We start from the raw sequence: 26,959 nt of genomic DNA on the forward strand, positions 1-26,959 counted from the left end.
TTTTCATTTGGTTACAGTTCTCATTGCGATACTTTTACCATTTATTTGTGCTGCGCTTATTCCCTTACTCTATAGGCGACTAAGGCGTATTACACATCTTGGCTGGTTTGTTTTATCTGTTCCATTCATTCTGTTTCTTTTACTCGCGCGCTACATTCCTCAAATTGCCGAGGGTAAAACGTTTATCCATACATATGAGTGGGTTCCCTCTTTTAATATAAATTTCTCAACTTACCTGGACGGACTAAGTATGATTTTTGGTTTGCTAATTACGGGTGTAGGTAGTTTAGTCATTTTATATTCTATTTTCTATTTATCAACGAAAGAATCTCTTCATCATTTTTACTGCTATTTATTACTATTCATGGGCGCTATGCTTGGCGTCGTCTTTTCAGATAATTTAATGGTATTATACACATTTTGGGAGCTAACAAGTGTGTCATCATTCCTGTTAATTGCATTTTGGCATCATCGTAAAGCCTCTCGTGCTGGTGCAAGAAAAGCCATGACAATTACCGTTTTCGGTGGCCTTTCAATGCTTGCGGGCTTTCTAATGCTTTATGTAGCATCAGGGACATTTAGCATTCGTGAAATCATAGCCAATGTCGAGGTTATACGTGATCATACACTGTTTATCCCAGCGTTAATCCTTATTCTAATCGGTGCATTTACTAAATCCGCACAGTTTCCTTTCCATATTTGGTTGCCAGACGCGATGGAGGCACCGACACCAGTCAGCGCTTATTTACATTCGGCAACAATGGTAAAGGCAGGTATCTATTTAGTTGCGCGTTTTTCCCCAGTGTTTGGAGGCGAGGCTGTTTGGTTCTGGTTAGTCAGTGTGATTGGTCTTATAACGTTGTTCTGGGGTTCATTTAATGCTGTGCGTCAAACTGATTTAAAGGCGTTATTGGCTTTTTCAACGGTTAGTCAGCTTGGTTTAATTATGTGTTTATTTGGGCTAGGATCAGTCGGCCATTATTACGGTTATGCTGAAAATTCTATACTTTATACGCAGGCAAGCTTTGCGGCGTTGTTTCATCTTATTAATCACTCAACATTTAAGGGCGCATTATTTATGATGGTCGGTATTGTCGATCATGAGGTGGGAACACGCGATATTCGTCGTCTCGGTGGTTTAATGGCCTTAATGCCTGTAACCTTTACAATTGCAGTTATTGGTAGTTTTTCTATGGCTGGATTACCTCCTTTTAATGGCTTCTTAAGTAAAGAAATGTTTTTCGCTGCAGTACTAGCTATTCGTCATGTAGAAGCCTTTTCAATTACTGATTTGGGCCTGTTATTTCCTATAGTGGCATGGGTGGCAAGTATCTTTACATTTGTTTACAGTATGATTTTAATAAGCCGAACGTTTTTCGGAAAACTACAGCCTGAAAAGATGGATAAAAAACCCCATGAAGCGCCATTAGGTATGCTACTCTCGCCAATCATACTGTGCGTATTCGTAGTTGGAATTTTCTTTTTCCCTAATGTGCTAGGACATTATATTTTAGAACCTGCTATGGCGAGTATTTATCCAACATTCCCATCAACTAGTGAATTAACACCACATATTCATGCTTGGCATGGCATTAATGCAGAATTGCTAATGACTCTTGGTGTCATTATTATTGGGATTTTCTTATTTAAAACGTTAAACAGCTGGAAGCCTGTATATCGAATATTCTCTCAAAGATATGCGTTTAATACGTACTACAATCGTATGCTTGAGTTTAGTGAAAATAGTTCTACAAAGCTTACTAATCGCTATATGACAGGTAATCTAACACATTATTTTGTCTATATATATGTATTCTTTGTTGCCTTAATTGCAGGATATTTTATTTGGTCGGATACGATTGCATTTGATTTTGCGAAGGATTCTACAATTGAGTCTTATGAGCTCATTTTAGTGTTTGTGATGATGTTCGCAGCAGTCTGGATGATTTTCGCCAAAGGACGTGTAACGGCGATGTTGTTGAATGGCGTGTTAGGCTATTCAATTGCGTTTTTCTTTGTTATTTTCCGTGCTCCTGATTTAGCGTTAACTCAATTAGTCGTTGAATCTGTGACAACTGCTTTATTCCTTCTTTGCTTTAAATATTTACCTGATTTAATGCCTGACGCCTCCCATAAAAAAGTGCAATGGTCTAAGGCGGTTATATCCATTTTCGTTGGTGCCACTGTTACATTAGTAGGCTTAGCGGTTGTCCATTTCGATCGCTTTGAGCCAGTGTCCACTTACTTTAATGATTCCTACGAATTAGCGGGTGGTTCAAATGTTGTTAACACCATATTAGGCGACTTCCGTGCATTTGATACGATGCTAGAAGTGGTTGTCCTTCTGATTGCTGGCTTAGGCGTGTATACACTAACGAAGCTAAAGCCACGAAAGGGGGAGACGGATCATGAAAATTAATGACGTTATTTTACGTACGGTTACAAAGACAATCGTATTCATTATTTTAACTCTTGGGATTTATTTATTCTTTGCAGGGCATCATGCTCCAGGTGGAGGTTTTATAGGTGGTCTCGTGCTGGCTTCAGGCATTGTTCTACTGTATTTAGCATATGACATTGAGACGGTGCATAAAGGGATGCCATTTGATTTTAAAAAGGTTGCAGCACTTGGCGTTTTACTGGCAACAGGCACAGCTATTGGCTCACTATTTTTTGATGTGCCGTTTCTATCGCAAGCTCATAGTTATATAAATGTGCCGATATTCGGGGAGATGAGCTTTTCGACTGTCACGCTTTTCGAAGCTGGCGTAGCTTTAACTGTTGTAGGTGTTGTGGTCACAATTATTTTAAGTATAAGTGAGGATGAATAGCCAATGGAGTCATTAATACTAGTTTTAGTGGGTGTATTAGTAGCTGTTGGGACGTACTTAATCCTCTCGAAACAGTTATTACGTGTGATTTTAGGAACTGCGGTATTATCGCATGCGGCGCATTTACTGATTTTAACGATGGGTGGATTGAAAAAGGGGAACGTACCACTCTTAGAAGAATCAGAAGGTCCTTACACAGATGCTCTACCGCAAGCCTTAATTTTAACTGCGATCGTGATTAGCTTTGCGGTGACGGCGTTTGTACTTGTTCTCGGTTACCGAGTCTATAAAACGAACGGTTCGGCGAATTTTGATGAATTGAGAGGTACGCCGGATGAGTAATCTGATTGTTTTACCATTAATTGTGCCGATTATTACGGCAATTTTACTTGTGTTTTTACGTGAAAATGTTATGTTGCAGCGCATCATTAGTTTATTGACATTAAGCTTTGTTGTCCTCATTAGTGTTATTTTATTGCTAGAGATTCAGGACCAAGGCGTGATGCGTATTGATTTTAGTGGCTGGGCACCGCCATTCGGCATTTTATTTGTTGCTGATTCATTCGCAGTCTTACTTGTGTTAATAGCAAATATTGTCGCAGCCATTTGTTTGTTATATGCCATGTTCACAATCGGTAAGAGCTATGAAAAGATGTATTTTTACCCGTTTGTCTTGCTTATGGTAGCGGGAGTTAATGGCTCATTTTTAACAGGGGATATTTTTAACTTGTTTGTGTGCTTTGAGGTTATGTTACTTGCTTCTTATGCACTTATTAGTTTAGGTGGCGATAAAATTCAGCTACGTGAAGCATTAAAATATGTGCTGATTAATGTTGTTGCGTCTTGGATTTTCCTAGTGGCATTAGCTTTTTTATATGGAACCGTTGGAACATTGAATATGGCACATATTTCTGTCCGTGTTATGGAGGCTGGGGCTGACCCCCTTATTACGACTGTAGCGCTCATTTTCTTAATTGTCTTTAGTTTGAAGGCTGGACTATTATTATTTTTCTGGCTTCCAGGCTCATACAGTGCACCTCCAACAGCTATAGCCGCACTTTTTGCAGCATTATTAACAAAGGTTGGAATTTATGCCCTTGTTCGCACCTTTACATTACTTTTTCCAAATAACACTGAAGTGACGCATATGGTACTTGGGATTATGGCAGGGCTGACGATTATTGCTGGATGTATGGGAGCACTGGCAGGGAGAGATGTAAGAACAATTGCTGCTTATAATGTCCTTATTGGTGTTGGATTTATAGTAGCTGGTCTTGCCATCGGTACTGAGTCTGCCTTACAGGGCGTAACATACTATTTGATGCATGATATGGTGGCTAAAGCCATGTTGTTTTTAGCCGTTGGGATGATGATTTATGTTACTGGTGAAACGGTAATCGATAACATGAGTGGGCTTATTCGGAATTATCCTTTTTTTGGATGGCTTTTCTTTATTGTTATGTGTTCACTTGCAGGGATTCCACCGTTAAGTGGATTTTTAGGTAAGATTTTAATTGGACAAGGTGCAATTGAGGGCGGAAATTTTGTTCTACTAGGGCTAGGGTTTTTATCTAGTTTAATTGTTTTATATTCACTCTTACGAATATTTCTTTCCTCATTCTTTGGGGAAACAATTATTAGTTTAGAAGATGAAAAGCCGTTACCGAAGCGCATTGTATTGCCATTAACCTTGTTGGTAGCTTGTACAATTGGTTTAGGAATTGGAGCGGAATGGATGGCGCCATATGTAATAGATGCAGCAGAAACACTCTACACACCATCAATCTATATTGATGCAGTGTTGGATGGTGCAACATGGCAAGGTGAGGTGAATAAATAATGGCGATGCAATTTATCTTGAATTTATTTATTGCAACACTTTGGTTATTGTTACAAGATGAAGTGATTCCGCAGTTTTCGACATTTTTAATGGGGTTTATCGTAGGAATAGGGATATTATATGTCATGCATCGCTTTTACGGCACACAATTTTATTTGCGACGTGTGTTTTCAATTATAAAATTATTATGGCTCTTTAACTGGGAGCTCCTAATATCGAGTTACAGCGTGTTAAGACAAATTACTACGCGGAAACTAAATATTACTCCTGGCATATTTACGTATAAAACAGAGCTCAAGGGAGATTGGGAAATAACAGCACTTGCGTTGCTCCTCACACTTACCCCAGGTTCAGTAGTGATGGAGGTTTCTGAAGAGGGCGATGTGTTTTATATCCATGCAATGGATATTGAACAATCGAAAGAAGCTGTCGTTCGTTCCATAGGAAAATTTGAACAAGCAATCATGGAGGTGACACGCTAATGATTGAAAAAATTTTACTGTTGGCGCTTGCATTATTCAGTGTATCTATTGCGTTATCGCTGTTTCGTGTTATTCGAGGACCTTCGTTGCCTGATCGTGCCATAGCACTTGATACAATTGGTGTTAATTTACTGTCAGCAATCGCTATTGTTTCGATTGTATTGAAAACAAAGGCGTATTTAGAAGCCATTTTAATATTAGGTATTTTAGCTTTTATCGGCACCATAGCGTTTACGAAATATATTGAAAGAGGTGTGATTGTTGAACGTAGATCAAATGATTGAATGGGCGGCGGTCATCCTTATTTTGATTGGCTCCATTGTAAGTGTTATTAGTGCATTTGGGATGATTCGTTTACCTGATGTATACACACGCTCACATGCTGCGACGAAAAGTTCGACATTGTCGGTTTTAACCTGTCTATTGGGCACATTTATTTACTTTTGGGTGCATGATGGATATGTTAGTGTACGTTTAATTTTAGGTATTGTCTTCGTCTTTGTAACAGCTCCTGTGGCAGGGCATTTAATATGTCGCGCGGCGTATCGCTCTCGCGTACCTTTAGCGGAAGGATCGGGAGAGGATGAGTTGAAGGAAAAGCTATTCGCAGATGAAACATAAGATAAGTAGAAGACCTCCAATTTTTGGGGGTCTATTTTTTTTAGAAATCTAAGTTATTTTATGGAATTCTTGCGATGTAGGGATAATTGTAGAGCAATTAGAAAATAGTAAGATAACGTGCATATAAGGTAAGTTGGTTTTTAGGTTTGAATAAATTGATTTATCAGAAAATTTTGTGTATAATATTTTATCCAAAAATTTTTAGTTTAGCTTGATTATTGTTTAAAAAGAGTATATCTTAATTAGCAGATAGATTTTTTATTCTTAAAAGTGAATAAATATCCATTTGGCTATTTTCGAGAACTAGATTCTCATAAACAATAAAACATAAATAAAAGGAGATTGTTGAATATGAAGAACAAATTTTTCATGCTAATGCTCGTTCTAGTCATTGGTGTACTAGCGGCATGTGGCACAAAAGAAGATAAAGCAAATAATGCAAGTTCAAATGCAGACAAAGGCACAGAAGAAAAGCAAGTATTAAAAGTAGGTACTTCAGCTGATTATGCACCATTTGAGTATGTTGACGTAGCAAAAGGTGAAGAAATGATCGGTTTTGATATCGATTTAATTAAATTAGTTGGTGAAAAACTTGGTGTAGAAATACAACTTCAAGATATGGACTTCAACAGCCTAGTGCCAGCGCTACAAGCAGGTAAAGTTGATGTTGTTATTTCTGGAATGTCACCGAACAAAGAACGTGAAAAAGTTGTAGACTTCTCTGATAAATATAATCAAACAGAGCAAGTGATCATTGTAAAAAAAGATAGTGGTATTAAAAAAGAGGCTGACTTAGCTGGTAAAAAAATCGGTGTACAAACAGCTTCTATCCAAGAAAATTTAGGTAATACTATTGCTAAAGACGTAGATGCAACAGTTGAAGGACGTACACGAATTCCTGAAATTATCCAAGACATGATGTCTAAACGTTTAGATGCCGGGATTGTAGAAGGTGGAGTAGCGAAAGGCTATTTGAAAACAAATGATCAACTAGAAGCGTTCCCAGTTAAAGAGCAACCTGAAGATTTTAAAGCAATCGCTGTTCCTGAAGGTAGCGATCTTAAAGATAAAATTAACAAAGCATTAAAAGAATTAGCTGATGAAGGTAAAATTAAAGAGCTAGAAGAGAAATGGTTAGAAAAAGTTCAATAAGCTAGTTGAAATGCGATAGCTCTATTCAGGGCTATCGCTTGTGCTTTTCATTTCCTAAAAAAAGAATGAGAAAGGAGGGGACGCTGTGAATTTAGATTTTACAGCTATCATTCCCTCTATTCCTTATATATTAAAAGGAATAGGTGTTACACTTCAAATCGCAATCGGTGCGTCAATCATCGGTTTTATAATTGGTATATTACTAGCATTGTGCAAAATTGGTAAAGTGAAAGTCTTGCGCTGGATTGCAGATTTTTATACATCGATTTTCCGCGGTACACCACTCGTATTACAATTAATGATTATTTACTATGCAGTGCCACAGTTATTAGATATTCAAATTGATCCAGTACCAACGGCTATTATTGCATTCGGGTTAAACTCAGGTGCTTATATTTCTGAAATCATTCGGGGTGGTATTAATGCGGTTGATAAAGGTCAGATGGAAGCGGCACAGGCACTAGGTATTCCATATGCAAAAATGATGAAGGATATTATTATCCCACAAGCAGTAAAAAATATATTACCATCTTTAGTGAATGAGTTTATTACATTAAATAAAGAAACAGCCGTTGTAACAGTTATTAGTGCACTTGATATTATGCGTCGAGCGTATATTGTAGGTGGCGCAACATATCGCTATCTAGAGCCTTTACTATTTGCAGGTGTAATCTACTACATTATGACGCTTGTATTAACGTTCCTTGGTAAACGAATTGAGAAAGGAATGAGAAAAAGTGATTAAAATCGAAGATTTACACAAATCATATGGACAAAATGAAGTACTAAAGGGTATTTCAACAGAAATTAAAGAAAAAGAAGTAATTGCCATTATCGGACCATCAGGATCTGGTAAATCAACATTCTTACGTTGCTTAAATTTGTTGGAGGAGCCAACGAGCGGAACAATTACAATTGCTGGTGACGTCCTGACGGATAAAGGGACAGATATTATGAAGATCCGTGAAGAAGTCGGCATGGTATTTCAACATTTTCATCTTTTCCCTCATAAAACAGTACTTGAAAATTTAACATACGCACCGATCAATGTTAAGGGTATGGACAAGACAGCTGCTATCAAAAAGGCAGAAGATTTATTAACGAAGGTAGGTCTTTTTGAAAAGCGCAATGAATATCCAAACCGTTTGTCTGGAGGTCAGAAGCAGCGTGTTGCCATTGCTCGAGCCCTTGCCATGGATCCAAAAGTAATTTTATTTGACGAACCAACCTCAGCTCTTGATCCTGAGATGGTAAAAGAGGTATTGGCTGTTATGAAAAATCTTGCGGATACTGGGATGACCATGTTAATCGTAACGCATGAGATGGGCTTTGCTCGTGAGGTAGCGGACCGAATACTATTCCTTGATGGTGGTAAGTTAATTGAGGATGCACCACCAGAGGAGTTTTTTACAGCTCCGTCTACACAGCGTGCGAAAGATTTCTTAGAAAAAGTATTATAAACGAGAAAACGCATTTAGACCTCCTTATAGGAGTATCTAAATGCGTTTTTTTGGTATCTCTATAAATTAGTAGGCAGATAGAAGGGTCGAAGCGATGGAATGAGGGACCGAGGTGACGGAAAGGAGAGTCAAGGCAATGGATAAAGGAGTCAAAGGACGGATAGAAAGGCTGAAACGATGGAAAGAAGAGCCAAAGTAACGGAAAGAAAAGCTAAAGTGACGAATAGAAGAGTAACTCAATGAGAATAATTTTGCGTTATTCTTTTTGTGCAATCTGTGGATTTTCAGAGCATTGACTTACAATTCGAACGTTTTAAGCTTATAATAGAAGAGTCAGAGATTTTTCTGAAAAAGTAGCCACAAAGTGAGCGATTGCGATTGAAAAAATTATTATACGTAGTTTTCTTTCTTGTTTTTATAGTCGTTTTTTTGTACGTAAACAATCACTGGCTGGTTGTAAATAAGCATGTATTCGAATCAGAAAAAGTGCCTGCCAGCTTTGATGGGCTTCGCATAGTACAAGTATCAGATTTACATGATGCCCTCTTTGGTGACAATCAACAGAGACTAATAGCAACGGTTAAAGCGACAAATCCAGATTATATTTTTATCACAGGTGATGTGATTGATAGCAATCGCTATGATTTGGAGCAAAGCCTACAGGCAGTTCGAGGGCTAGTTGAAGTAGCGGATGTTTATTATGTACTAGGAAACCATGAGGTAGCGACAAATAAGGTAAGTGAAATTTATGAGGCGCTCTCATCGTTAGGTGTACATGTAATGACCAATCAATCGACCGTGCTAGAGCGCAACGGGGAGCGCTTGGCGATTATTGGTATTGAAGATCCGTTAATGGGTAGATCGACGGAAGAAATGTTGGAGATTGCAACAGCTGGTCTTCCGGATGATATGCTAAAGCTGTTATTGGCGCATCGACCAGAAGTGTTTAATACGTATGTAAATCATGGTATAGATTTGGTGTTTTCAGGACATGCACATGGTGGGCAAGTTCGTATTCCTGGACTTGGAGGACTTGTTGCGCCAGGACAGGGGCTATTTCCAAAATATACAGCTGGTGTCTACGAAGACGGAAAGACTAGTATGGTCGTCAGCCGAGGATTAGGCAATAGCACTGTACCATATCGCATTTTTAATCTTCCGGAAATTATTGTGATGGATTTAAAGAAAAAATAAGCACTGCGTGAATGCTACGCAGTGCTTTCAATTTGCTTTCGTTCAATACGTTTAACAAGGAAAATACTTAATTCATATAAAATAATCATTGGTATTAATACGAGTAGCTGGCTAATAAAATCAGGTGGTGTCATGACAGCAGAACCGACCCCCATCACGATATATGACCAGCCTCGTATTTTTTTCATGGATTCAGCTGTTAATACACCGATGGATGATAAAAAGAGAGCTACTATAGGTAACTCAAAGAGAAGTCCAAGTGGTATGGTTGTCATAACTAAAAAATGCATATATTCACTTGCGGATATCATGACATCAAAATTAGTCGCTCCCACGCTTACTAAAAATGAGTAACTGAGCGGATTTACAATAAAATAACCGAAAGTTACGCCTAGTAAAAAGAGTACAAGCATTATAGGTGCATAAAGACCAAGAAAACGACTTTCTTCTTCCTTTAACCCTGGCTTTACGAAGCTCCACAAAAAATGAACTAGAAATGGCATGGAAAGCCCAAAAGCTAGCGTTGTGGAAATGGTCATGTAAAACTTGATGACCTCTAACGGACCTAAAATGATTAGTGAATGGCCTCGAGTTACAAAAGGAAACCAAATATTAATGGTGGAGAACACAATTATAAAAAATAGGATAAATACGATTAGCCCTTTAATAATTTGCTTTCGTAGTTCTGTAATATGTTCAAGCAATGATGTCACAGGAAAAAGCGGTTGATTAGCTACAATATCCTGTTCGATTGTCTCTATTATTGGAACTTCAACAAAAGCCTCCACAGATGTGGGAGGCTCAGCTGCTTTCTTATCAAGAGGGCTTAAATATTTTCTTTTTCCGTCCTCATATGGATCCATAGGAACCCCTCCTACGAAGCATCAGATTTTTTTTCGACCTTTTTTGTAGGTTCGTCATCGTCATCGATAAGCCCCTTCGTAGATTTTTTAAATTCTGCAAATGTTTTACCTACTGCACCGCCGATTTCTGGCAATTTTTTTGGACCAAACACGATTAAGACAATCACTAAAATGATGATTAAACCAGGTACTCCAATTGCTCCAAGACCTCCCATAAGTCTTGCCTCCTTTTAATAAAATATCTAGCCTTATCAATTGCTTTTACACTAAAGAACCACCTGATTTACTATACTTTACAACACCCTCTGCGCAGCGATAAGCTAGTGCCCCTAAAGTACCTGTAGGGTTATAGCCGCTATTGTGAGCAAAGCTTCCGGCACTTACGGCAAAAAGATTTTCTACATCCCAATGCTGAAGATAATTATTGACGACGCCATTCTCTGGTTTTAAGCTCATAACTGTCCCGCCTGTATTATGTGTTGTTTGATACGGTACGATATTGTAATCAGTAATTTCAGCGTTTGGAACAACGGTTTTGGCACCCATTTCTTTCATAATGTCAGCTGCACGCGCTGAAATGTATTTATGAAGTGCACGATCTTGATCTGTAAAGTTGTATGTTAACTGCATTAAAGGTAAGCCGTAAGCATCCTTATACACAGAATCAAGAGACAAATAATTTTCTTTATGTGGCATCGAAGCACCTTGTGCACCAATACCGAATGAGCGTGTATAGTAATAAATCGATTGCTTTTTAAACTCTGGTCCCCATGCCGGTGTATCAGGAGGCGCTGGATTTGAGCCGATAGGGCGAGTCCCTGTTTGTGTCAAAGCTATATTTCCACCATGAATAAAATCTAAGTCACTATGGTCGAAATTATCGCCATTATAATCATCTAAGCTTACGCCGAGAGAACCCGCACCCATAAATGTGTTGAATTGCTCATCAAAGAACCCTACAGCTCCAGGGAGTATCTGATAGCAATAGTTTCTTCCTAGTGTTCCTTTTCCTGTAGCGGGATCATATCGTTCTCCGATTTTAGAAACCATTAATAACTTCGCATTATTAAAGACATAGCTTGTAAGTACAACTACATTCGCGGGTTGAATAAATTCTTCACCAGATACCGTATCGACGTATTTGACGCCAGTCACTTTATTGCCTTGTTTTAAGATTTCGACAACGTTAGCGTTATAGCGTAAGTCGAAGTTACCTGTTTTTAATGCAGTAGGAACAACAGTAATTTCAGCAGATGATTTTGCACCATATTCACAACCGAAGCGTTCACAGAAACCGCAATATTGACAAGCATTAATTGTTTCACCATCAGGGTTCTTATAAACTTCTGATACGTTTGCAGAAGGAACCATGTAAGGTGATAGTTTAAGGTTTTTTGCCGCCTTTTCAAATTTTTCAAGCATGGGTGTCATTTTCATAGGCCCAGTAGGATAAGGATTTGAACGTTTGCCGCTAAATGGATTTTTGTCATCACCAGAAATACCTGTTGTTTTTTCGAACTTATCAAAATAAGGCTCGAGCTCATCGTATGTTAATCCCCAATCTTGTAATAAATAATCAGGTCCAAGCTTATTAGGTCCATAATGTTTGTCTGTTAGTGTCTTGATTTGGAAATCATATGGTAAGAAACGATAAGTCATGCCATTCCAGTGAGTACCAGCTCCTCCAAGCCCTTCACCGAGTAAAAAAGAACCAAGCTGACGCATAGGCAATGCTTTCATGTTGCGATTATTGCGGAAGGTTATCGTTTCCTTTGAAAGATTTTGCATTATATCGTAACGAATGGCGTAACGATACTCGTCGTGGATAGCCTGAAAATCCTCTGTGCCACGCTTTTGTCCACGTTCCAAACCAACGACCTTCAAGCCGGCCTTTGAGCACTCTGCAGCGACAATGCCGCCAGTCCATCCTACACCGACCGTTACAACGTCTACAGATGGTAATGTTGTTGCCATTTTCTACACCCCCGTATATTTAGTGGCTGCCTAATGAATTAGGCTCAATTTTTTGGAATTTCGGATCTTCGATTTGAGTAATATACGTCATTTGATGACCAGGGAAGCCTTTCATACGCCAGCCGTCCATATTACGATTTCCACCATATATTGGGTCAGAATAAGCACCCTCTAATGTTGCTGCGCGTAATAAAGTAAAGAAGAGTGCAGAAGTCACGCCACTCATTTGCACTTCACCTTTCTGGAAGGCCGTTAAAATTTCATCCATTTGCTTGCCATCTAAATCATTAAAGCTTTTTTTGTAGCGATTCTGTGCTTCCGACTCCAGCTTTTGAACACCTTGCTTAAAAATTTCTGCACGTGTTAAACGACTCTGATAACCTTGTGTTGGAGCGCCCTCGCCAAATGGTCCATGCATATATTCTTTAGAATTACTTCCGTATTGCCCTGCTAGCTGATGATCGATAAAGTAGGGCACATCTAAGCCCTTTGCTCCTGGACCTAAATCATCCTCAGGGAAAATACGTTCAGTTGCATTTGTTAAAATATTAAAATCTCTTTGATTCATAAAAAACATTTTAGCTTTTGGCGAGCCAGTCTCTTCAGTAGCAGTTCCATGCTGACCATGCTCAAGCGTGGCAGTTCCTTTACCAGGCATGTTATAGCCTACAAGACCACCTATTAATCCACCGCCGACTAAAGTGCCTGCTGCGATCCCTGTTGTTTTTAAAAAATCACGACGTGAAATATCTTTTTCAGGACTCATAGAAATCCTCCCCTCAAAATGTATAGAAACTATTCTATTTTTTATAATCAGCAAAAAAAGTAAATTATAATCAGGAAATATTGGAAAAATATTTAATTTCATTCGATTGGTAAAGTGGTTTGATGTAATCGAGATAAGCTGTGGATTAATTGTGGATAATATGTTGATAAATGCAAGCTCTTAGGAATTGATTATTTAAACTATAATCATTGATGGGGGAGATCGTAGCAATAGAACGTGCAGCAAGTGATGATGTGGATGAATGAAAAAAGGAGCTTCCCTAGCAACAGAGAGCTCCTTTTTTGTAATTTATCATCAAAAAGATCAGTTTAGTACTTCTTGCATTGCTTCCAATAGTTGCTCGGTAGAGATAATGTGCTCGCCACCGCCTTGTACCATTTGATCACTTCCGCCACCTTTTCCATTAATGAGTGGCAGTGCCTTTGTAGCAATGTCTCTCATACTTTTCTCAACTTTTGCACCACGAGCTGCGACAAACTGAAGCTTGTCTTCATTTTCTGAAACAAGTAATACGATAGCTTCTGTCTGCTCAGCGACAATAGTTCTTGCTAATTTTTGAAGCTCTTGCATAGTGCGCTGATTAAAGGCGGCAGTAATAATGCGCTCGTTACTTGAAACTAGCGCTGCTGCTTCATAATTTAGCAGCTCTTCTTTTGCCGCCAAAAGTGCTTTTTCTGTATTTTTCTGTGTTGTTAAGATTTTTGTAAGAGCTGAAGCTGCCTCAACTTCAGGAACACTCAATTGTCTTGCCACGTCAGCTAGTACTTTCTTTCGCATGGCAAGCTCTGCTAAAACTCGATGGCCACAAACAAAAGAAACACGAATATTGCCCTTCATTTTTTCCGTTCCAAGAATTTTTATCGCGCTGACTTGTCCCGTTGATGTTGGATGGGTACCACCGCAGCCATTGTAATCAAAATCGGGAATAATAACTAAACGAATATCTCCTGTCACCGCTACCTCTTTACGTAGGTTATAGTTTTCAAGTTCCTTTTCTGTAATCCACTTCGTTTCAATTAGACGATTCTCTAAAATAATGTCATTGGCACGAGCTTCCACGGCTACAAGCTGTTCTTCTGTAAGCGCGTCTACAGCAATATCAATTGTGACCTGCTCACTACCTAAGTGGAAGCTCACAGTTGGTGCATCAAAAAGCTCCACAAAAGCAGCAGTTAAAATATGTTGACCTGCATGCTGCTGCATATGATCAAATCGTCGTTGCCAATTCAATGTACCATGCACTTCTCCAGCTAAATTTGAAGAGTCGCCTTGAATATAATGACGGATTTCATCATTAATTTTCTCGACATCAATGACCTCGATATCATTTAAAGTACCCGTGTCATGAGGTTGTCCGCCTCCTGTTGGATAAAAAGCAGTGTTTGATAGCACCACGTAGTTACGGCCTTCTTCGTCAGTTCCTTTACTGACAACTGTTGCATCAAATTCTCGTAGCATAACATCTTGGTAATATAGTAGCTCTTTCAAGAAAAAAGCCTCCTTTATATGTAGAGTATCCTTAAGAGAAGCGTGTCTCTAAATTAGTTTCCATTTAATTGTGGCATAATTACTTATAGGTGTATACGAGTTTTCTAGTTGACCCATGCTGAATTTGATTTAATATATAAAAGAACAGGTTAACTTAAAGGAGATAATACAATGGAAATTACACAATTCTCAGTGGAAGAAATTTTAGATCCAACAAACATTATTGAAGGTAAGCGTTATGAATTTATTTTAGATGTAGATATCGATGAAGAAGATGAGCTTTATCATGAGGCAGGAATTGAAATTCGTGTACTAATCGCTGAGAAAGGTGAAGAGTCATTTATTTTAAATTACTTCATCATGGAAAAAGCAGAAGGTGAGTACTTAGATTTTGCATTAGAGGATGATGAGCTAGAAGAAATTTTAGCATTCTGCAAAGAAGAAATTACAAAAGCATAAGTGAATCATGCAGGTAAAGAAAAATTTCTTTACCTGTTTTTTTATTAAGAATTATTTAAGCTTGCTGAAATATTAGTGTTGTGTTTAAAGGTTAAGCTAAGTTATAGAATAAAAAAGAGGATTTTAAACAAAGAGGTGCTTTATGTCAGTTTATACACATTCTATTATGGTAGCTTCTTTAAAACAATCGTGCTATCCTTTGTGCTATTTGTACCTTGGCTTATTTATATGTATCGAAAATACGGCTATTTATCTTTTTCTAAAACAATTATTATGTTCTCACTTATTTTTTACTTTTTATCGGCACTGTGTCTAGTTTTGCTATCTTTCCCAGAAACAAGAGATACTTGTTCTCTACAATCTACGGATACAGTTTATTATAATTTGCATCCTTTTCAATTTGGCACTGATATTTTAGAAGATAGTGGGATTGTTCTAACGAATCCATCTACATGGCTTTATATTGCGAAACAACCAGCTTTTTTCTAAGCCTTCTACAATTTCTTACTGCTCATGCCGTTTGGCGTATACTTGCGTTATTTTCTTAAAAAAGAGAGTACTGGAAGCGTGCATTTCTTTTTAGCTTTTTGCTAACATTGTTTTATGAGGTAACACAAGTTACAGGAATTTATGGCATCTTTTATTGTGCGTGTTGGTGCACTAGTAGGGTTCTTTTTAGCACCTGTTGTATGGGCGCTGTTTCCTTCTCAGGCAGCGGTAGAGGCTAAAGCAGCTGAAATGGCCAAAAAAGATATCGTCAAGCCATTATCCATTTTGCTGGCACTAGCAATAGATTTATTTATTGCACATTGCATTTGGATGATCATTGGTGCTGTAATTGGTTATAGTAATGCTTTAGAATTTTTAGTAAAAATTGCTTTGTATTTGTTGGTATTTGGTGTTGTCCCAAGTTTTGCAAATGGCGCAACGTTAGGGATGAAATTTGTGCGATTTACGATGGTCAGCGAAAAAGGCAAAAGTATCATATAGCAATCTTGGCGCCGTTGTGCGGCAATTCTCGAAGTAGTATGTATGTCTAAGATCATCGCAATTCTAGGCCATACTCAATTAGATATGGACTCACCATTCTATGTACTACAAATTGTCATTACCATGCTTGCCTTTATAGCGTCCCTTGTTCTAATGATGGTTATTGCTATTCATCTAGTTCGAGTCATCATAAGTGGAGGGAGAAGACGTTTATTTATGGACCAGTAGGCAGCCTTAATAGCAACGAGGAAAAAATAAGGGGGATTGTTGGATGAAATACGTAATTATCGGCGGAGATGCAGCCGGAATGTCAGCAGCAATGGAAATATATCGAAATGTACCAGGAGCAGAGATTACTTCTTTAGAACGTGGATTTATTTATTCATATGGGCAGTGTGGCTTGCCCTATGTTGTAGATGGGCGTATTTCATCGACAAAGCGTCTTATCGCAAGAGACGTTGAAACATTTCGTGATAAGTATCGTATTGATGCCCGTGTTGGTCATGAGGTTAACGGAATTGATGTAGACAGGAAGCTTGTTCTTGGAACGCAGTCGTCAGGGGAAACATTTGAAATTCCCTATGATAAGCTACTTATTGCAACAGGCGCAAATCCTATTATGCCTGTAGAGAAGGGTTCGGATTTAACGGGTATACACACGGTGAAAACAATACCTCAGCTAGATGATTTACTAGCGGATTTAACGTCAGAAATAGAAAATGTAACGATTATAGGTGCAGGTTATATTGGGCTTGAGATGGCCGAGACGATACATGCTTGCGGCAAAAAAGTAAGATTAATTCAACGAGGTAGCTATGTTGCAAGAATTCTAGATGAAGAACTTGCGCTACATGTTCATGAGGAAGCAAAAAAGAATGACATCGAGCTTGTGCTAAATACAAAAGTAGAGGCGTTTGAGGGAAATCAACGGGTTGAGCGTGTAATTACGGACAATGGCGAATTTGATACGGATTTAGTCATTATGGCTACAGGTATTAGACCGAATACACAGTTTTTAGAGGGAACAGGGATAGCGCTAGCTAAAAATGGTGCCATTATTGTCAATCGACATTTAGAGACATCTGTCGAAAATATTTATGCTGCAGGAGATTGTGCTACCCATTTTAATATTGTGAAAGAGCGCTTAGATTATGTACCTCTTGGAACGACAGCTAATAAGCAAGGTCGTTTAGCGGGCCTCAATATGTCAGGTAAGTTTGCGCCGTTTCGTGGTATAGTGGGTACTTCAATTTTAAAGTTTTTCAATTTAACGATTGCCACGACAGGTATTAATGAGCGTAATGCGAAAAAGTTAGGTTTTGAATATGAGGCATTTAAATTGTCTGCCCGCCATATTGCTGGCTATTATCCAGGTGCCCAACGGATATTTATTAAAATTGTTGTTCGTAAGCGAGATCAGCAGCTTTTAGGAGCACAAATTGTTGGACCGGCAGGAATTGATAAACGGATCGATGTGTTTGCAACAGCTTTATACAATAAAATGACGTTACCAGATTTACTAGATTTAGATTTAGCTTACGCGCCTCCATTCAATGGTGTTTGGGATCCTCTACAGCAGATTGCCAGAAAAAATGCGCGTTTATAACATAGGGGGAATAAGAAATGAGCATTTACGACATTCAAGTTGCTTTAGAAGATGGTACTGAATATAGCTTAGATCGTTATAAGGGTAAGGCAATGTTAATTGTTAATACGGCTTCAAAATGTGGTTTTACACCGCAATTTGAAGAGTTAGAAGGTTTATATAAAAAATACCAGGATGAGGGCCTTGTGATTCTTGGATTCCCATCAAATCAGTTTAAGCAGGAGGTAGCGACTGCTGAGGAAGCGGCGTCACAATGTCGTTTGACATATGGAGTGACCTTCCCTATGCATGAAATTGTGAAGGTCAATGGTAAGGATGCACACCCTATTTTTGAGCATTTGACATCACATTCAAAGGGCTTTCTCGGCAACAGTGTAAAATGGAATTTCACAAAATTCCTTGTGAATCGTAACGGTGAGGTTGTTGGACGTTACGGATCAGCTGATAAGCCAAGTAGCTTTGAGGAGGATATTAAAAAAGTATTAGCAGAATAAAGTTAGAGGATTCACGCACAATTTTGTGTGTGAATCCTTTTTTGCTTTTTGGCAGGTGGATGTCGATAAAATTTAAAAGTTAGGTGATAACAATAAAAAGTTGGGTGACATTTTGTTAGAACTTATGTCATGTAGATAGGTTGATTGGAGTGATGACTGACGCCCCCAGGAAGCTTTGCTCTGCGTGAAAGCGAAGCGTCAGCGGCAATGTTTTATCTATGCGAAAGCGAAGCGTCAGCGGCAATGTTTTATCTGCGCGAAAGCGAAGCGTCAGCGGCAATGTTTTATCTGTGCGAAAGCGAAGCGGCAGCAACAATGTTTAATCTGCGCGAAAGCGAAGCGTCAGCGGCAAATGTTTAATCTGTAGCGAAAGCAAAGCGACAGCAACAATGTTTAATCTGCGCGAAAGCGAAGCGTCAGCGGCAAATGTTTAATCTGTAGCGAAAGCAAAGCGACAGCAACAATGTTTTATCTGTGCGAAAGCGAAGCGGCAGCAACAAAGCGCCCAGTCGGAACGGAAATCCACCCCACATTGTGCCTACGATTTAAGGTTGTTGTAAGCTTGCGTCAAATTTGCTGTAAGTTTGGGGTCGTATACTAAAGTCAGAAAGAAGAGGTGAGCGTTTATGACGCCATTATTAAAGGTACAAAATGTTGAAAAGACTTACGGCAAAGGCGCAAATACATTTACAGCGCTATCGAATATATCATTTGAAGTAGAAAAAGGGGAGTTTGTTGGTGTAATGGGGCCTTCCGGGGCTGGGAAATCGACGCTACTCAATGTATTAGCCACGATTGATACGCCAACGACTGGTGAAATCGTTATTGGCGATGCAAACTTAGCGCGCATGAAGGATGCAGAGTTAGCAGATTTTCGTCGCGACAATCTAGGCTTTATCTTCCAAGACTATAACTTACTTGATTCATTAACAGTGCGTGAAAATATCGTACTGCCGCTTGCAATTGCAAAAGTGCCAACAAAGGCCATTAATGCAAGAGTAGAACGCATAGCCGCATTGTTTGGTATAAAAGAGTTACTCGATAAATATCCATATCAAATTTCAGGTGGGCAAAAGCAACGTACCGCATCATCACGTGCATTAGTAACAGAGCCAAAGTTAATTTTTGCGGATGAGCCGACGGGTGCTCTTGATTCAAAATCAGCAACAGACTTGCTTGAAAGTTTAAGTGATCTGAATCATTCTCAAGCTGCCACTATTATGATGGTTACGCATGATGCATTTGCAGCAAGTTTCTGTCAGCGCATACTATTCATTCAGGACGGACAGCTTTCTAAGGAAATTCATCGTGGTACTCAAACAAGAAAGCAGTTCTTCCAAGAGATTTTACAGGTGCTTGCTGGCATCGGAGGTGGGGTAAATGACGTTATTTAGTTTAGCGCGTAAAAATATTCAACGCAATTTGTCGAATTACTTTTTATATATCGCCTCGATGGTATTCAGTATCGTTATCTACTTTACGTTTGTCACATTGAAATATAATGACGATCTTTCAGCCTTAAAGCAATCGTCACAGCAAATTAAAGGTTTGATGAGTGCATCTTCTGTTGTGCTATTATTCTTTATCGTCATCTTTATGGCGTACTCCAACTCGTTTTTTATGAAGAAACGTAAAAAGGAAGTAGCTCTATACTCACTACTAGGTGTGCGTAAACAGAAAATCGGCTTAATGCTCTTTTTCGAGAACTTAGTAATAGGGCTTGTCTCTTTAGTACTTGGTATTATTCTTGGATTCTTTATGTCACAAGGTTTATTAATGATTTTAGTGCGTCTGATGGGCTATGAGGTTGTAGGTAGTTTAACATTTTCCTCGGAGGCACTAGTAAATACAACAGGGATTTTTACTTTACTATTTTTATTCACATCTTTACAGGGCTATCGTGTCATTTATCAATTTAAACTGATTGACCTGTTTCATGCTGAGAAGCAGGGGGAGCAAATTCCACGTGCATCGCTTTTAGTAGCTATACTTGGGACGGCGCTAATTACATTTGGATATTATACAGCGTCCTTAGATATTTTCACGAGTAAGATTTGGAGATTCTTCACAGCATTAGGTACTCCACTAATGGTGATAGGTGTGACAATTGCAGGGACATATCTGTTATTCCATAGTGTTAGCGTATTTGTGTTAACGGCGTTGAAAAAAGCAACTTCTTGGTCGTGGAAAGGCTTGAATTTAATTGGTGTATCACAATTATTGTACCGTATTCGAGCAAATGCTAAATCGCTTTCGATCATCGCTATTTTAAGTGCGACAACGATCACGGCAGGTGGCGGCGTTTTCGGAATGTATTACAATGCGGAGGCCACGGTACGCCAAATGTTACCTAACACATTTATGTGGAAGGGCGATACGGTGAAATTTCCTCAAGAAGACGTCTTGTACAATGAATCGCTTGCCGTGAAAAATTTACGTGTCGATAATGAATTTTCATTTTTTGAATATACATTATTACAAGAATCCGATTATAATCGTTTAGCAAAATTACAGGGAAAAGATGAAGAACTGCACATTGCGGATGGTTCAACAGTTTTACTTGATGCAAGCTTCGATGAACGTTTTTCACATGATTTTACCGGCGAAGAGTTTAAATTGGAGAACGGGGAATCATTCCATGTTGCTAAAATGTATACAGAGAGTGTATTAAACTTTTTGCCAGCTGGTACAGTACTCGTCGTTAATGATAAAGTGTTCGCTGCAACAAATGCAGAAGCTGTTAAAATGCAGGTAGTTGGTATGGATAATGACTTGAAGCAACAAGTCATTTCACAGGAGATTTACAATCAATTATCATCTGAACAGCAGGAAGGGTTTTCAAGTGTTCCGCAAAGTTATGAAGCTAGTTTAGCTACTGTAGGATCGCTATTGTTTGTAGGTAGCTTTTTAGGATTAGTATTTTTAGCTGCGACAGGAAGTATTATTTACTTCAAAGTTTTAACAGAGGCAGAGGAAGATCAGTCTAAATATGCAATTTTAAATAAAATTGGTGTTAACAAAAAACAAATATTAAAAGCAGTTGCAGGTCAGGTTGCCGTTATCTTTAGTGCACCACTCGTTGTTGGTATCGCACATAGTGCATTTGCGCTGCTAGCCTTTTCACAGCTATTTAGTTTGGATATAACTAAACCAGTCGTACTGTGGATGATTGCTTATTCCGCAATTTACGGCATATATTATATCTTTACAGTTCGTTCATTTTATAAAATTGTTAGACAGGGGAATTAATATGAAAAAGGTTTTCTTAGGTATAGGAGCATTGTTCTTATTGTTTGTAGTAGGTCTTGTTGTCCTAATGAACGTGGATTTTAACCGTTTAAATAAAGAAGCATACTATGTTCAAATCACTACTGATGGTGAAATAGAGGAATATAAGCTAGATAGTGGGGAAATTATGAAAATGTATTGGTACGAGCTACCTGCTTATGACGAAAACGGTAAAGAGCACACATTAAAATTTTCAGCTCAGAAAAATTTACGCCATGATGCATACATGAAGCTTTACGTAAAAAAAGAAACGGAAGTTACATCATATGATGAAGTAAAATTCCATGAGCTACCTACAAAAGTACAGGAGCTTATGGAGAAATAAGAAGAAGGAGTAGTCCGCATAGGGCTACTCCTTTTTTTCTACAGGTAATTGAATACTGACAGTTGTACCTTGTTGTTCTTCAGAGGTAATCGTTACAATTCCTCCGTGTGCTTCAATGATATCTCTAGCAATAGCAGTACCTAAACCAGTGCCAAGTGTTTGCTCAGTATTTGTACCTCGGTAATAGCGTTCAAAAATATGTTCAAGGTCTTCAGCAGAAATGCCGCTACCATTATCAGAAATCGTAATAGAATGATCATCAACATGAATATTGACTGCAACATCAAAAGGATTATGAAGTAATGCATTGTGTAAAAAATTCATCACGGCTCGTCGCATAAAGTGCTCGTCAATGTGATGCTTAATATCCTCTTTCGAAGCATTAAATTCAATATTGGCCTGCTCATATTGTGGTGTATTGAGTGTATCAATAACAATTTCGCGAATAAATTGCACCATATTTACCTCGGTTAAGCTGAGCGGAAGCTGTTGATGTCTTAATCGCATAGTTAAATTTAAATCATCCAATAAATCCTGCATATGCAATGATTGTTTTTCGATAATCTGAGCATATTCTGTTTGTTCATAAGGAGTCGATTTTCCATCATTCAGTAGCTCCGCATAACCACGAATCGAGGCAAGAGGCGTTTTCATATCGTGTGAGACATTACTGATCCATTCCTCGCGCATGATCTCTAACCTTTTACGTTCCTGCTCATGTGCAGTAAGCTCTCTTGATACTTCATTTAAATTCTCAAAAACTGGCTTGTACACACCACCGAGTACTTTATTAGTCACATGCTCATGATTCTTTAAATGACGAATACGTTCAATCATTGCATAAAGTGGCTTTGTTAATGTTCGCCCGAAGAGCCAGCCAACGAGTGTGGCTACTAATAAATCAGCAATTACAATGAGAAGTCCAAACTTGCCGATAAATTGTAATGCCGATGAGCCAGAAATATGAAATACATATCTAGAAATACCACTTCCCTTGATGCCAATCAGATAACTTATACTGTCTTTACTTCCCACATAAACGGTTGTATCACCATCGAATTCTTTATATTTATAAACTTGAATGAGGTCAATTGGTGCATAGTGTGAAAGAGCTTTCTCTGGTGCGAAGTGGGCATCAACGACTTGTCCCTTGTCATCAAGCAATTGAATCCAAGCATTTCGCTGATGCAACTGTTGAAGCCCTTCTTTACTTACAGAAGGTGTTCCGTTATTTATATCGATATATTGCTGAAAATCACGAACGTATCTTTCCTCTGAATACGCAGAGTCATAATAATTACTGAACTGTTGGAAAATAAAAAAACCAATTAAAATTGCCGTATTCACAAAAATAACAATGATGACGATGGAAAGCACAGAAAGTAGAAAGCGGGTAGTTAGTTTCCACTTCATCCCTGCGCCTCTTTTGGGATGACAAATTTATAGCCAAGCCCTTTTATAGTTGTAATATACACAGGTTTGGAAGCATCTTTTTCAATCTTTTCGCGCAGTCGTCGAATATGCACCATAACGGTATTGTCTGAGCCGAAAAAGTCCTCTCCCCAAACACGCTCGAACAGCGTCTCTTTACTTAATATTCGATTTGGATTGTGCATAAAGCAAGCCATCAAGCCAATCTCCTTCGCCGTTAGCTCCAATAAAACGCCGTCCTTATGTACCTCCGTTTCATCTCCATTTAACAGGAATGGTCCAACTTGTATGGTCTTCACGGGGGCAACTGGTGCAGTTTCCTGCATTTGATAGCCGGCTCTACGAAGCTGTGCCTTTACTCGATAGGCGACTTCTTTAGGACTAAAAGGTTTCGTAATATAATCGTCTCCACCAATGGCAAGTCCTAAAAGTTTATCAATTTCCTCATTTTTCGCCGACATAAAAAGGACTGGTACATGCGACACTTCTCGAATACGTCGGCATAAATCGTAGCCCTCACCATCTGGAAGCATCACATCGAGAAGTACAATATCGGGTTGTGACTGTTGAAAGCTTGCCCATGCTTCTTGAATGGAGCCAGCTGTACGAATTTGCTGATAGCCCTCTTTTTGTAGACTGACTTTTAGTAGATTGGCTAAATCAGCTTCATCATCCACCACTAAAATAGTCGGTTCTTGCATAATTAAACACGTCCTTCCTCTTTTTATGTAATCTCTAATAGTTTTTTAACAATAACGCATTGCTATTACTTTTGAAAGTGGCTTGAAGGACTTTTTCTTATTATAAATGAAACCTACTCGAAAGACGAAATGATGTCATTGCCTGCTATTGGGATAGCTATACGCTTAAAAAAGTTGAGAGTTTTAGTAAGTGAGCTTCGATATAGTAGTGAAGAAGCTTTTTCAATAAGCATAAAGGAGGCGAAATGATGAGATGTTCAGCTAAAAATTTCATTAGCCGTTTACAAAACCAAAAAGAAGATGCGCTTGAGTATGTCATTGAGCAATATTCAGGCTTCGTAAATGCGATAGCTTATAAAATCCTTTCCGGCATAAATAAGGACTCTATTGATGATTGTGTTAATGATGTTTTCCTAGCCATTTGGCAAAATGCAAAGCAATTTAAAGGCGAACCTGAGGATTTCAAAAAATGGATAGGGATGCTGACAAAATATAAAGCCATAGATTTATTCCGTAAGCTTGAAAAACAACAAGCACGAGAGAAGGGAGACGAGGAGCTCTTGCAAAAGCCAGATCTAAAAGATACACAGCAGGAGCTTTTGAAAAAGGAGCAACGAAACGATCTATTAGTAGCAATTAGTCACTTAGAAAATATTGATCGAGATATTTTTATGATGAAGTATTATTTGCAATTAACCAATACAGAGATAGCAGAAGCGCTGCATTTATCAAAAGCGGCCGTTGAAAACCGACTTTATCGAGGAAAGAAGAAACTAGCATCAACAATACAGCTAAAGGAGGCATTCATATGACGAAAAGTTATAGAGAGTGGCTGGACCTGGATGTGGAACAAATTGAACCAATCGAACTATCTGCACAGCAAAAAATGAAGCTTAAACAAAAGATTTTAAAGAAGCAAACACCGAGAAAACGTATGCCAAAATGGGTGCGTCATATAGCAGCGGCTGCAATTATCGGCATAAGTGCAGTGACAACTATTAATTTCGCCTTTCCAACCCTTGCATCACAAATTCCGTTTATGAAAAATATTGCTAGCTATTTTGATCATAATAACACGATGTTCGAGAATTTTGATAGTTACGCAAAAGAAGTTGGTCAGATGCAAGTTAGTAACGGTGTATCGATGATGATAGAAAATGCTGTGTACGACGGCACTTCATTAACCATATCTTTTGCGCTTGAAAGCGAGATAGATTTGGGATCACATCCATTTTTACAAGGTCTTTTTATGGATGTTAAAGGTGCTGGAGGGATGGGAGGGAGTTGTCGACTTGAAAAAATAAGTGATACTAAATATGTCGGCTTAGCAAATGTGACACCTCATTTCGATAAAGAAGTACCAGATGAAATAGAAGTAACGTGGAAGCCAGAAGCTTTTCTCAACATGAATAACGATACAAAAGTGGAGGGTGATTGGGCCTTTAATTTTAAGGTTCCTAAGTTAGCAGGTGAGCTACAGCTAGTCAATGAAACCGTTACAAACTATGATGTCACTGCACGATTTACAGCCCTTGGAAAAAATGATATGTCCACTGTTATTCATTATGAATATGAAGTTGTTCCAGAGATACTAAAAAAGTGGCCAGAAGTTACAGTTCAATTTGATCAACTGCAAGACAATCTTGGCAATATCTATGTAGTAAACGGAAATGGTGCTAAAAGTGAGGACAATGGCATTTCCTATAAATCAAGCGCTACTGTACAGGCCATTGAACCAGCGGCTACATCCATTACATTTGTTCCTGTTATCTATTTCTCCTTGGGCTCAGGGCAAGGAGTGGAAATAAAAGAGATGGATTCTGTGACAATTCCATTAAATTAAGATTACCCATGGAAAGTGTGCATATCCACAATTGAAATATAATAATCTATGAAAGATGAACGAAAGGGTTTTTGTGCAATCAAAAAGCACAGAGACCCTTTATTGTTGTAAATCGTCATAAGAATTTTTATGAATAGACTATTGGATCTTTTTTAACCATTGTAGTCTTAGTGTTTTTAGGAATACCAATGTCTTTTTGAAACTTTTTACAGATGAGAAGCGTAATAATAGTATCAACCATTTAGGAGGAAAAATGATGTTTAAAAAAATAGCAGCAGACGCGCTTGGACTTTCAGATATTGGTGTAGTTGTTACTCGTGAGGATTATGATAAGACGGATGCAGATGATTTTATCCTGCATGAAATTGATGAGAAAATATATTTTTTAATTAAGACGAAATCAGATGAGTATTGCTTTACAAATCGTGCAATTATTCATGTAGACGGTGAAAGCGCGATGAGCAAAAAGCGTTTACTGCGTCGTTACGACTACGCAATGCACAATATTAGTGATGTTTTCCTCGAAACAGCAGGAACTATTGACCTTGATGTCGAAATTAAATTTACAATCGACAATACGCCATTATCAATTGACATTCATAAACGTTTTATAGATGACATTAAAGATTTATATAAAGCGTTGAATGCTATCAGCTATGAGCAAAAGCAAAATGCATACAAGCTAGAGGTGGCAGAAAAGAGTTTATCCATTGCTTCTTCATCAATTGGCCGTATCGGTAATGACAATGTCACACCGTCTGCATCATTCGAGGAAATTACACGTTTTGCAAATAATTGGATGATTGACCATAAGGACAAATACAAGAAGGAAGATTTCTCACATATTTTTGATTTATACATGAATAACTAAGGAAATGTAGGGCTACTAAAAAGAAAACTAGTATGCTTGAAGATATTCTTCCATGCACAATATATGGACAGAGCAAATAGGCTGTACACAATCAAATGTAAATAGCGATGATTGTGTACAGTTTAAATATATTGGTATGGCCTAATACACGACGTACTTATATATTCAGTCGTTATTAAAAGCAGCTATCCGATAAAGTTCTATTGTCCGAAATAGATATTTACTACCTCGATTTTAGTATTATTAGCAATTTACAATG

Annotated in this window: 31 protein-coding genes; 24 read left to right on the top strand and 7 right to left on the bottom strand. The window is 38.3% G+C overall.

What is annotated here, in order from left to right; genetic code table 11:
• Positions 1-7 precede the first annotated feature (7 nt).
• From AB9L17_RS00875 to AB9L17_RS00925, 11 genes are all read left to right on the top strand, one after another.
• Complete coding sequence (locus AB9L17_RS00875; RefSeq protein ID WP_068986131.1) at positions 8-2,419, top strand: Na+/H+ antiporter subunit A; 2,412 nt, start codon at positions 8-10, stop codon at positions 2,417-2,419.
• Positions 2,409-2,831, top strand: a complete 423-nt coding sequence (locus tag AB9L17_RS00880; protein ID WP_068986130.1) for a Na(+)/H(+) antiporter subunit B — start codon at positions 2,409-2,411, stop codon at positions 2,829-2,831. The genes AB9L17_RS00875 and AB9L17_RS00880 overlap by 11 nt, the downstream gene beginning before the upstream one ends.
• A 3-nt stretch (positions 2,832-2,834) precedes the next feature.
• Positions 2,835-3,173, top strand: a complete 339-nt coding sequence (locus AB9L17_RS00885; RefSeq protein ID WP_068986129.1) for a Na(+)/H(+) antiporter subunit C — start codon at positions 2,835-2,837, stop codon at positions 3,171-3,173.
• Entirely contained in the window at positions 3,166-4,671 is a 1,506-nt protein-coding gene (locus tag AB9L17_RS00890; protein ID WP_375199925.1) for a Na+/H+ antiporter subunit D, read from the top strand. The genes AB9L17_RS00885 and AB9L17_RS00890 overlap by 8 nt, the downstream gene beginning before the upstream one ends.
• Positions 4,671-5,153 carry a Na+/H+ antiporter subunit E gene (locus AB9L17_RS00895; RefSeq protein ID WP_375199926.1) on the top strand — a complete coding sequence of 161 codons (483 nt, stop codon included), beginning with the start codon at positions 4,671-4,673 and terminating at the stop codon, positions 5,151-5,153. The genes AB9L17_RS00890 and AB9L17_RS00895 overlap by 1 nt, the downstream gene beginning before the upstream one ends.
• Positions 5,153-5,437: a Na(+)/H(+) antiporter subunit F1 gene (locus tag AB9L17_RS00900; RefSeq protein ID WP_068986126.1), complete on the top strand. Its 285-nt coding sequence runs from the start codon at positions 5,153-5,155 to the stop codon at positions 5,435-5,437. Before AB9L17_RS00895 ends, AB9L17_RS00900 begins: the two co-directional genes overlap by 1 nt.
• Entirely contained in the window at positions 5,415-5,774 is a 360-nt protein-coding gene (locus AB9L17_RS00905; protein ID WP_068986125.1) for a Na+/H+ antiporter subunit G, read from the top strand. Before AB9L17_RS00900 ends, AB9L17_RS00905 begins: the two co-directional genes overlap by 23 nt.
• 351 nt (positions 5,775-6,125) lie before the next feature.
• On the top strand, positions 6,126-6,926 hold the full coding sequence (locus AB9L17_RS00910) for a transporter substrate-binding domain-containing protein (protein ID WP_068986124.1): 801 nt from the start codon (positions 6,126-6,128) through the stop codon (positions 6,924-6,926).
• An 85-nt stretch (positions 6,927-7,011) separates the two neighbouring features.
• On the top strand, positions 7,012-7,671 hold the full coding sequence (locus AB9L17_RS00915) for an amino acid ABC transporter permease (protein WP_068986123.1): 660 nt from the start codon (positions 7,012-7,014) through the stop codon (positions 7,669-7,671).
• Positions 7,664-8,386: an amino acid ABC transporter ATP-binding protein gene (locus AB9L17_RS00920; RefSeq protein WP_223555150.1), complete on the top strand. Its 723-nt coding sequence runs from the start codon at positions 7,664-7,666 to the stop codon at positions 8,384-8,386. The genes AB9L17_RS00915 and AB9L17_RS00920 overlap by 8 nt, the downstream gene beginning before the upstream one ends.
• Before the next feature lie 378 nt (positions 8,387-8,764).
• On the top strand, positions 8,765-9,580 hold the full coding sequence (locus AB9L17_RS00925) for a metallophosphoesterase (RefSeq protein WP_068986120.1): 816 nt from the start codon (positions 8,765-8,767) through the stop codon (positions 9,578-9,580).
• A gap of 14 nt (positions 9,581-9,594) precedes the next feature.
• Here the strand turns inward: AB9L17_RS00925 and tatC are convergent, their stop codons facing one another.
• The 5 genes from tatC to AB9L17_RS00950 all read right to left on the bottom strand — a co-directional run bounded on the left by tatC (position 9,595) and on the right by AB9L17_RS00950 (position 14,692).
• Complete coding sequence (gene tatC / locus AB9L17_RS00930; protein ID WP_223555149.1) at positions 9,595-10,443, bottom strand: twin-arginine translocase subunit TatC; 849 nt, start codon at positions 10,441-10,443, stop codon at positions 9,595-9,597.
• Positions 10,444-10,454: 11 nt separating this feature from the next.
• Positions 10,455-10,658 (bottom strand): twin-arginine translocase TatA/TatE family subunit, encoded by a 204-nt coding sequence (gene tatA, locus AB9L17_RS00935; protein ID WP_068986118.1) that lies wholly within the window; start codon positions 10,656-10,658, stop codon positions 10,455-10,457.
• Positions 10,659-10,704: 46 nt separating this feature from the next.
• Positions 10,705-12,417 (bottom strand): GMC family oxidoreductase, encoded by a 1,713-nt coding sequence (locus AB9L17_RS00940; RefSeq protein ID WP_068986117.1) that lies wholly within the window; start codon positions 12,415-12,417, stop codon positions 10,705-10,707.
• A gap of 19 nt (positions 12,418-12,436) precedes the next feature.
• Positions 12,437-13,183, bottom strand: a complete 747-nt coding sequence (locus AB9L17_RS00945) for a gluconate 2-dehydrogenase subunit 3 family protein (protein WP_068986116.1) — start codon at positions 13,181-13,183, stop codon at positions 12,437-12,439.
• 324 nt (positions 13,184-13,507) lie between these two features.
• Positions 13,508-14,692, bottom strand: coding sequence for an alanyl-tRNA editing protein (locus AB9L17_RS00950; protein WP_068986115.1), 1,185 nt, complete (start codon positions 14,690-14,692; stop codon positions 13,508-13,510).
• A gap of 171 nt (positions 14,693-14,863) precedes the next feature.
• Here AB9L17_RS00950 and AB9L17_RS00955 point away from each other — a divergent pair, with 171 nt between their 5' ends.
• The 10 genes from AB9L17_RS00955 (at position 14,864) to AB9L17_RS01000 (ending at position 21,854) form a co-directional block, all read left to right on the top strand.
• Positions 14,864-15,151, top strand: coding sequence for a DUF6509 family protein (locus AB9L17_RS00955; RefSeq protein WP_068986114.1), 288 nt, complete (start codon positions 14,864-14,866; stop codon positions 15,149-15,151).
• A 135-nt stretch (positions 15,152-15,286) separates the two neighbouring features.
• A complete protein-coding gene (locus tag AB9L17_RS00960) occupies positions 15,287-15,640 on the top strand; it encodes a hypothetical protein (RefSeq protein WP_375199927.1) in 354 nt (117 codons plus the stop codon).
• 141 nt (positions 15,641-15,781) lie between these two features.
• Positions 15,782-16,141: an RDD family protein gene (locus tag AB9L17_RS00965; RefSeq protein ID WP_223555146.1), complete on the top strand. Its 360-nt coding sequence runs from the start codon at positions 15,782-15,784 to the stop codon at positions 16,139-16,141.
• 42 nt (positions 16,142-16,183) lie between these two features.
• Positions 16,184-16,369, top strand: coding sequence for a hypothetical protein (locus AB9L17_RS00970; protein ID WP_223555144.1), 186 nt, complete (start codon positions 16,184-16,186; stop codon positions 16,367-16,369).
• A 43-nt stretch (positions 16,370-16,412) separates the two neighbouring features.
• Complete coding sequence (locus AB9L17_RS00975; protein WP_223555142.1) at positions 16,413-17,747, top strand: FAD-dependent oxidoreductase; 1,335 nt, start codon at positions 16,413-16,415, stop codon at positions 17,745-17,747.
• Positions 17,748-17,764: 17 nt separating this feature from the next.
• On the top strand, positions 17,765-18,241 hold the full coding sequence (locus AB9L17_RS00980) for a glutathione peroxidase (protein ID WP_223555141.1): 477 nt from the start codon (positions 17,765-17,767) through the stop codon (positions 18,239-18,241).
• A 207-nt stretch (positions 18,242-18,448) separates the two neighbouring features.
• Entirely contained in the window at positions 18,449-18,601 is a 153-nt protein-coding gene (locus AB9L17_RS00985) for a hypothetical protein (protein WP_375199928.1), read from the top strand.
• A 266-nt stretch (positions 18,602-18,867) separates the two neighbouring features.
• Positions 18,868-19,635 carry an ABC transporter ATP-binding protein gene (locus tag AB9L17_RS00990; protein ID WP_223555137.1) on the top strand — a complete coding sequence of 256 codons (768 nt, stop codon included), beginning with the start codon at positions 18,868-18,870 and terminating at the stop codon, positions 19,633-19,635.
• Positions 19,622-21,490 (top strand): ABC transporter permease, encoded by a 1,869-nt coding sequence (locus AB9L17_RS00995; RefSeq protein ID WP_068986110.1) that lies wholly within the window; start codon positions 19,622-19,624, stop codon positions 21,488-21,490. The genes AB9L17_RS00990 and AB9L17_RS00995 overlap by 14 nt, the downstream gene beginning before the upstream one ends.
• Before the next feature lies 1 nt (position 21,491).
• Positions 21,492-21,854, top strand: a complete 363-nt coding sequence (locus AB9L17_RS01000; RefSeq protein WP_068986109.1) for a YxeA family protein — start codon at positions 21,492-21,494, stop codon at positions 21,852-21,854.
• Between the two features lie 24 nt (positions 21,855-21,878).
• On the opposite strand, the gene AB9L17_RS01005 is transcribed toward AB9L17_RS01000, so the two are convergent.
• On the bottom strand, positions 21,879-23,267 hold the full coding sequence (locus AB9L17_RS01005; protein WP_068986108.1) for a sensor histidine kinase: 1,389 nt from the start codon (positions 23,265-23,267) through the stop codon (positions 21,879-21,881).
• Positions 23,264-23,986 (bottom strand): response regulator transcription factor, encoded by a 723-nt coding sequence (locus AB9L17_RS01010; RefSeq protein ID WP_375199929.1) that lies wholly within the window; start codon positions 23,984-23,986, stop codon positions 23,264-23,266. Before AB9L17_RS01010 ends, AB9L17_RS01005 begins: the two co-directional genes overlap by 4 nt.
• Positions 23,987-24,234: 248 nt before the next feature.
• Between AB9L17_RS01010 and AB9L17_RS01015 the strand changes: the two genes are divergently transcribed.
• The 3 genes from AB9L17_RS01015 (at position 24,235) to AB9L17_RS01025 (ending at position 26,700) form a co-directional block, all read left to right on the top strand.
• The gene (locus AB9L17_RS01015; protein WP_068986106.1) at positions 24,235-24,798 is read left to right on the top strand and encodes a sigma-70 family RNA polymerase sigma factor; all 564 of its coding nucleotides are present in this window, start codon (positions 24,235-24,237) and stop codon (positions 24,796-24,798) included.
• Positions 24,795-25,829, top strand: coding sequence for a DUF4179 domain-containing protein (locus AB9L17_RS01020; RefSeq protein ID WP_375199930.1), 1,035 nt, complete (start codon positions 24,795-24,797; stop codon positions 25,827-25,829). The genes AB9L17_RS01015 and AB9L17_RS01020 overlap by 4 nt, the downstream gene beginning before the upstream one ends.
• A gap of 256 nt (positions 25,830-26,085) precedes the next feature.
• Positions 26,086-26,700 (top strand): PH domain-containing protein, encoded by a 615-nt coding sequence (locus AB9L17_RS01025; protein WP_068986104.1) that lies wholly within the window; start codon positions 26,086-26,088, stop codon positions 26,698-26,700.
• Positions 26,701-26,959: the final 259 nt, after the last annotated feature.

This window comes from Lysinibacillus sp. RS11, assembly GCF_042019215.1.
Taxonomy (GTDB): domain Bacteria; phylum Bacillota; class Bacilli; order Bacillales_A; family Planococcaceae; genus Lysinibacillus; species Lysinibacillus xylanilyticus_A.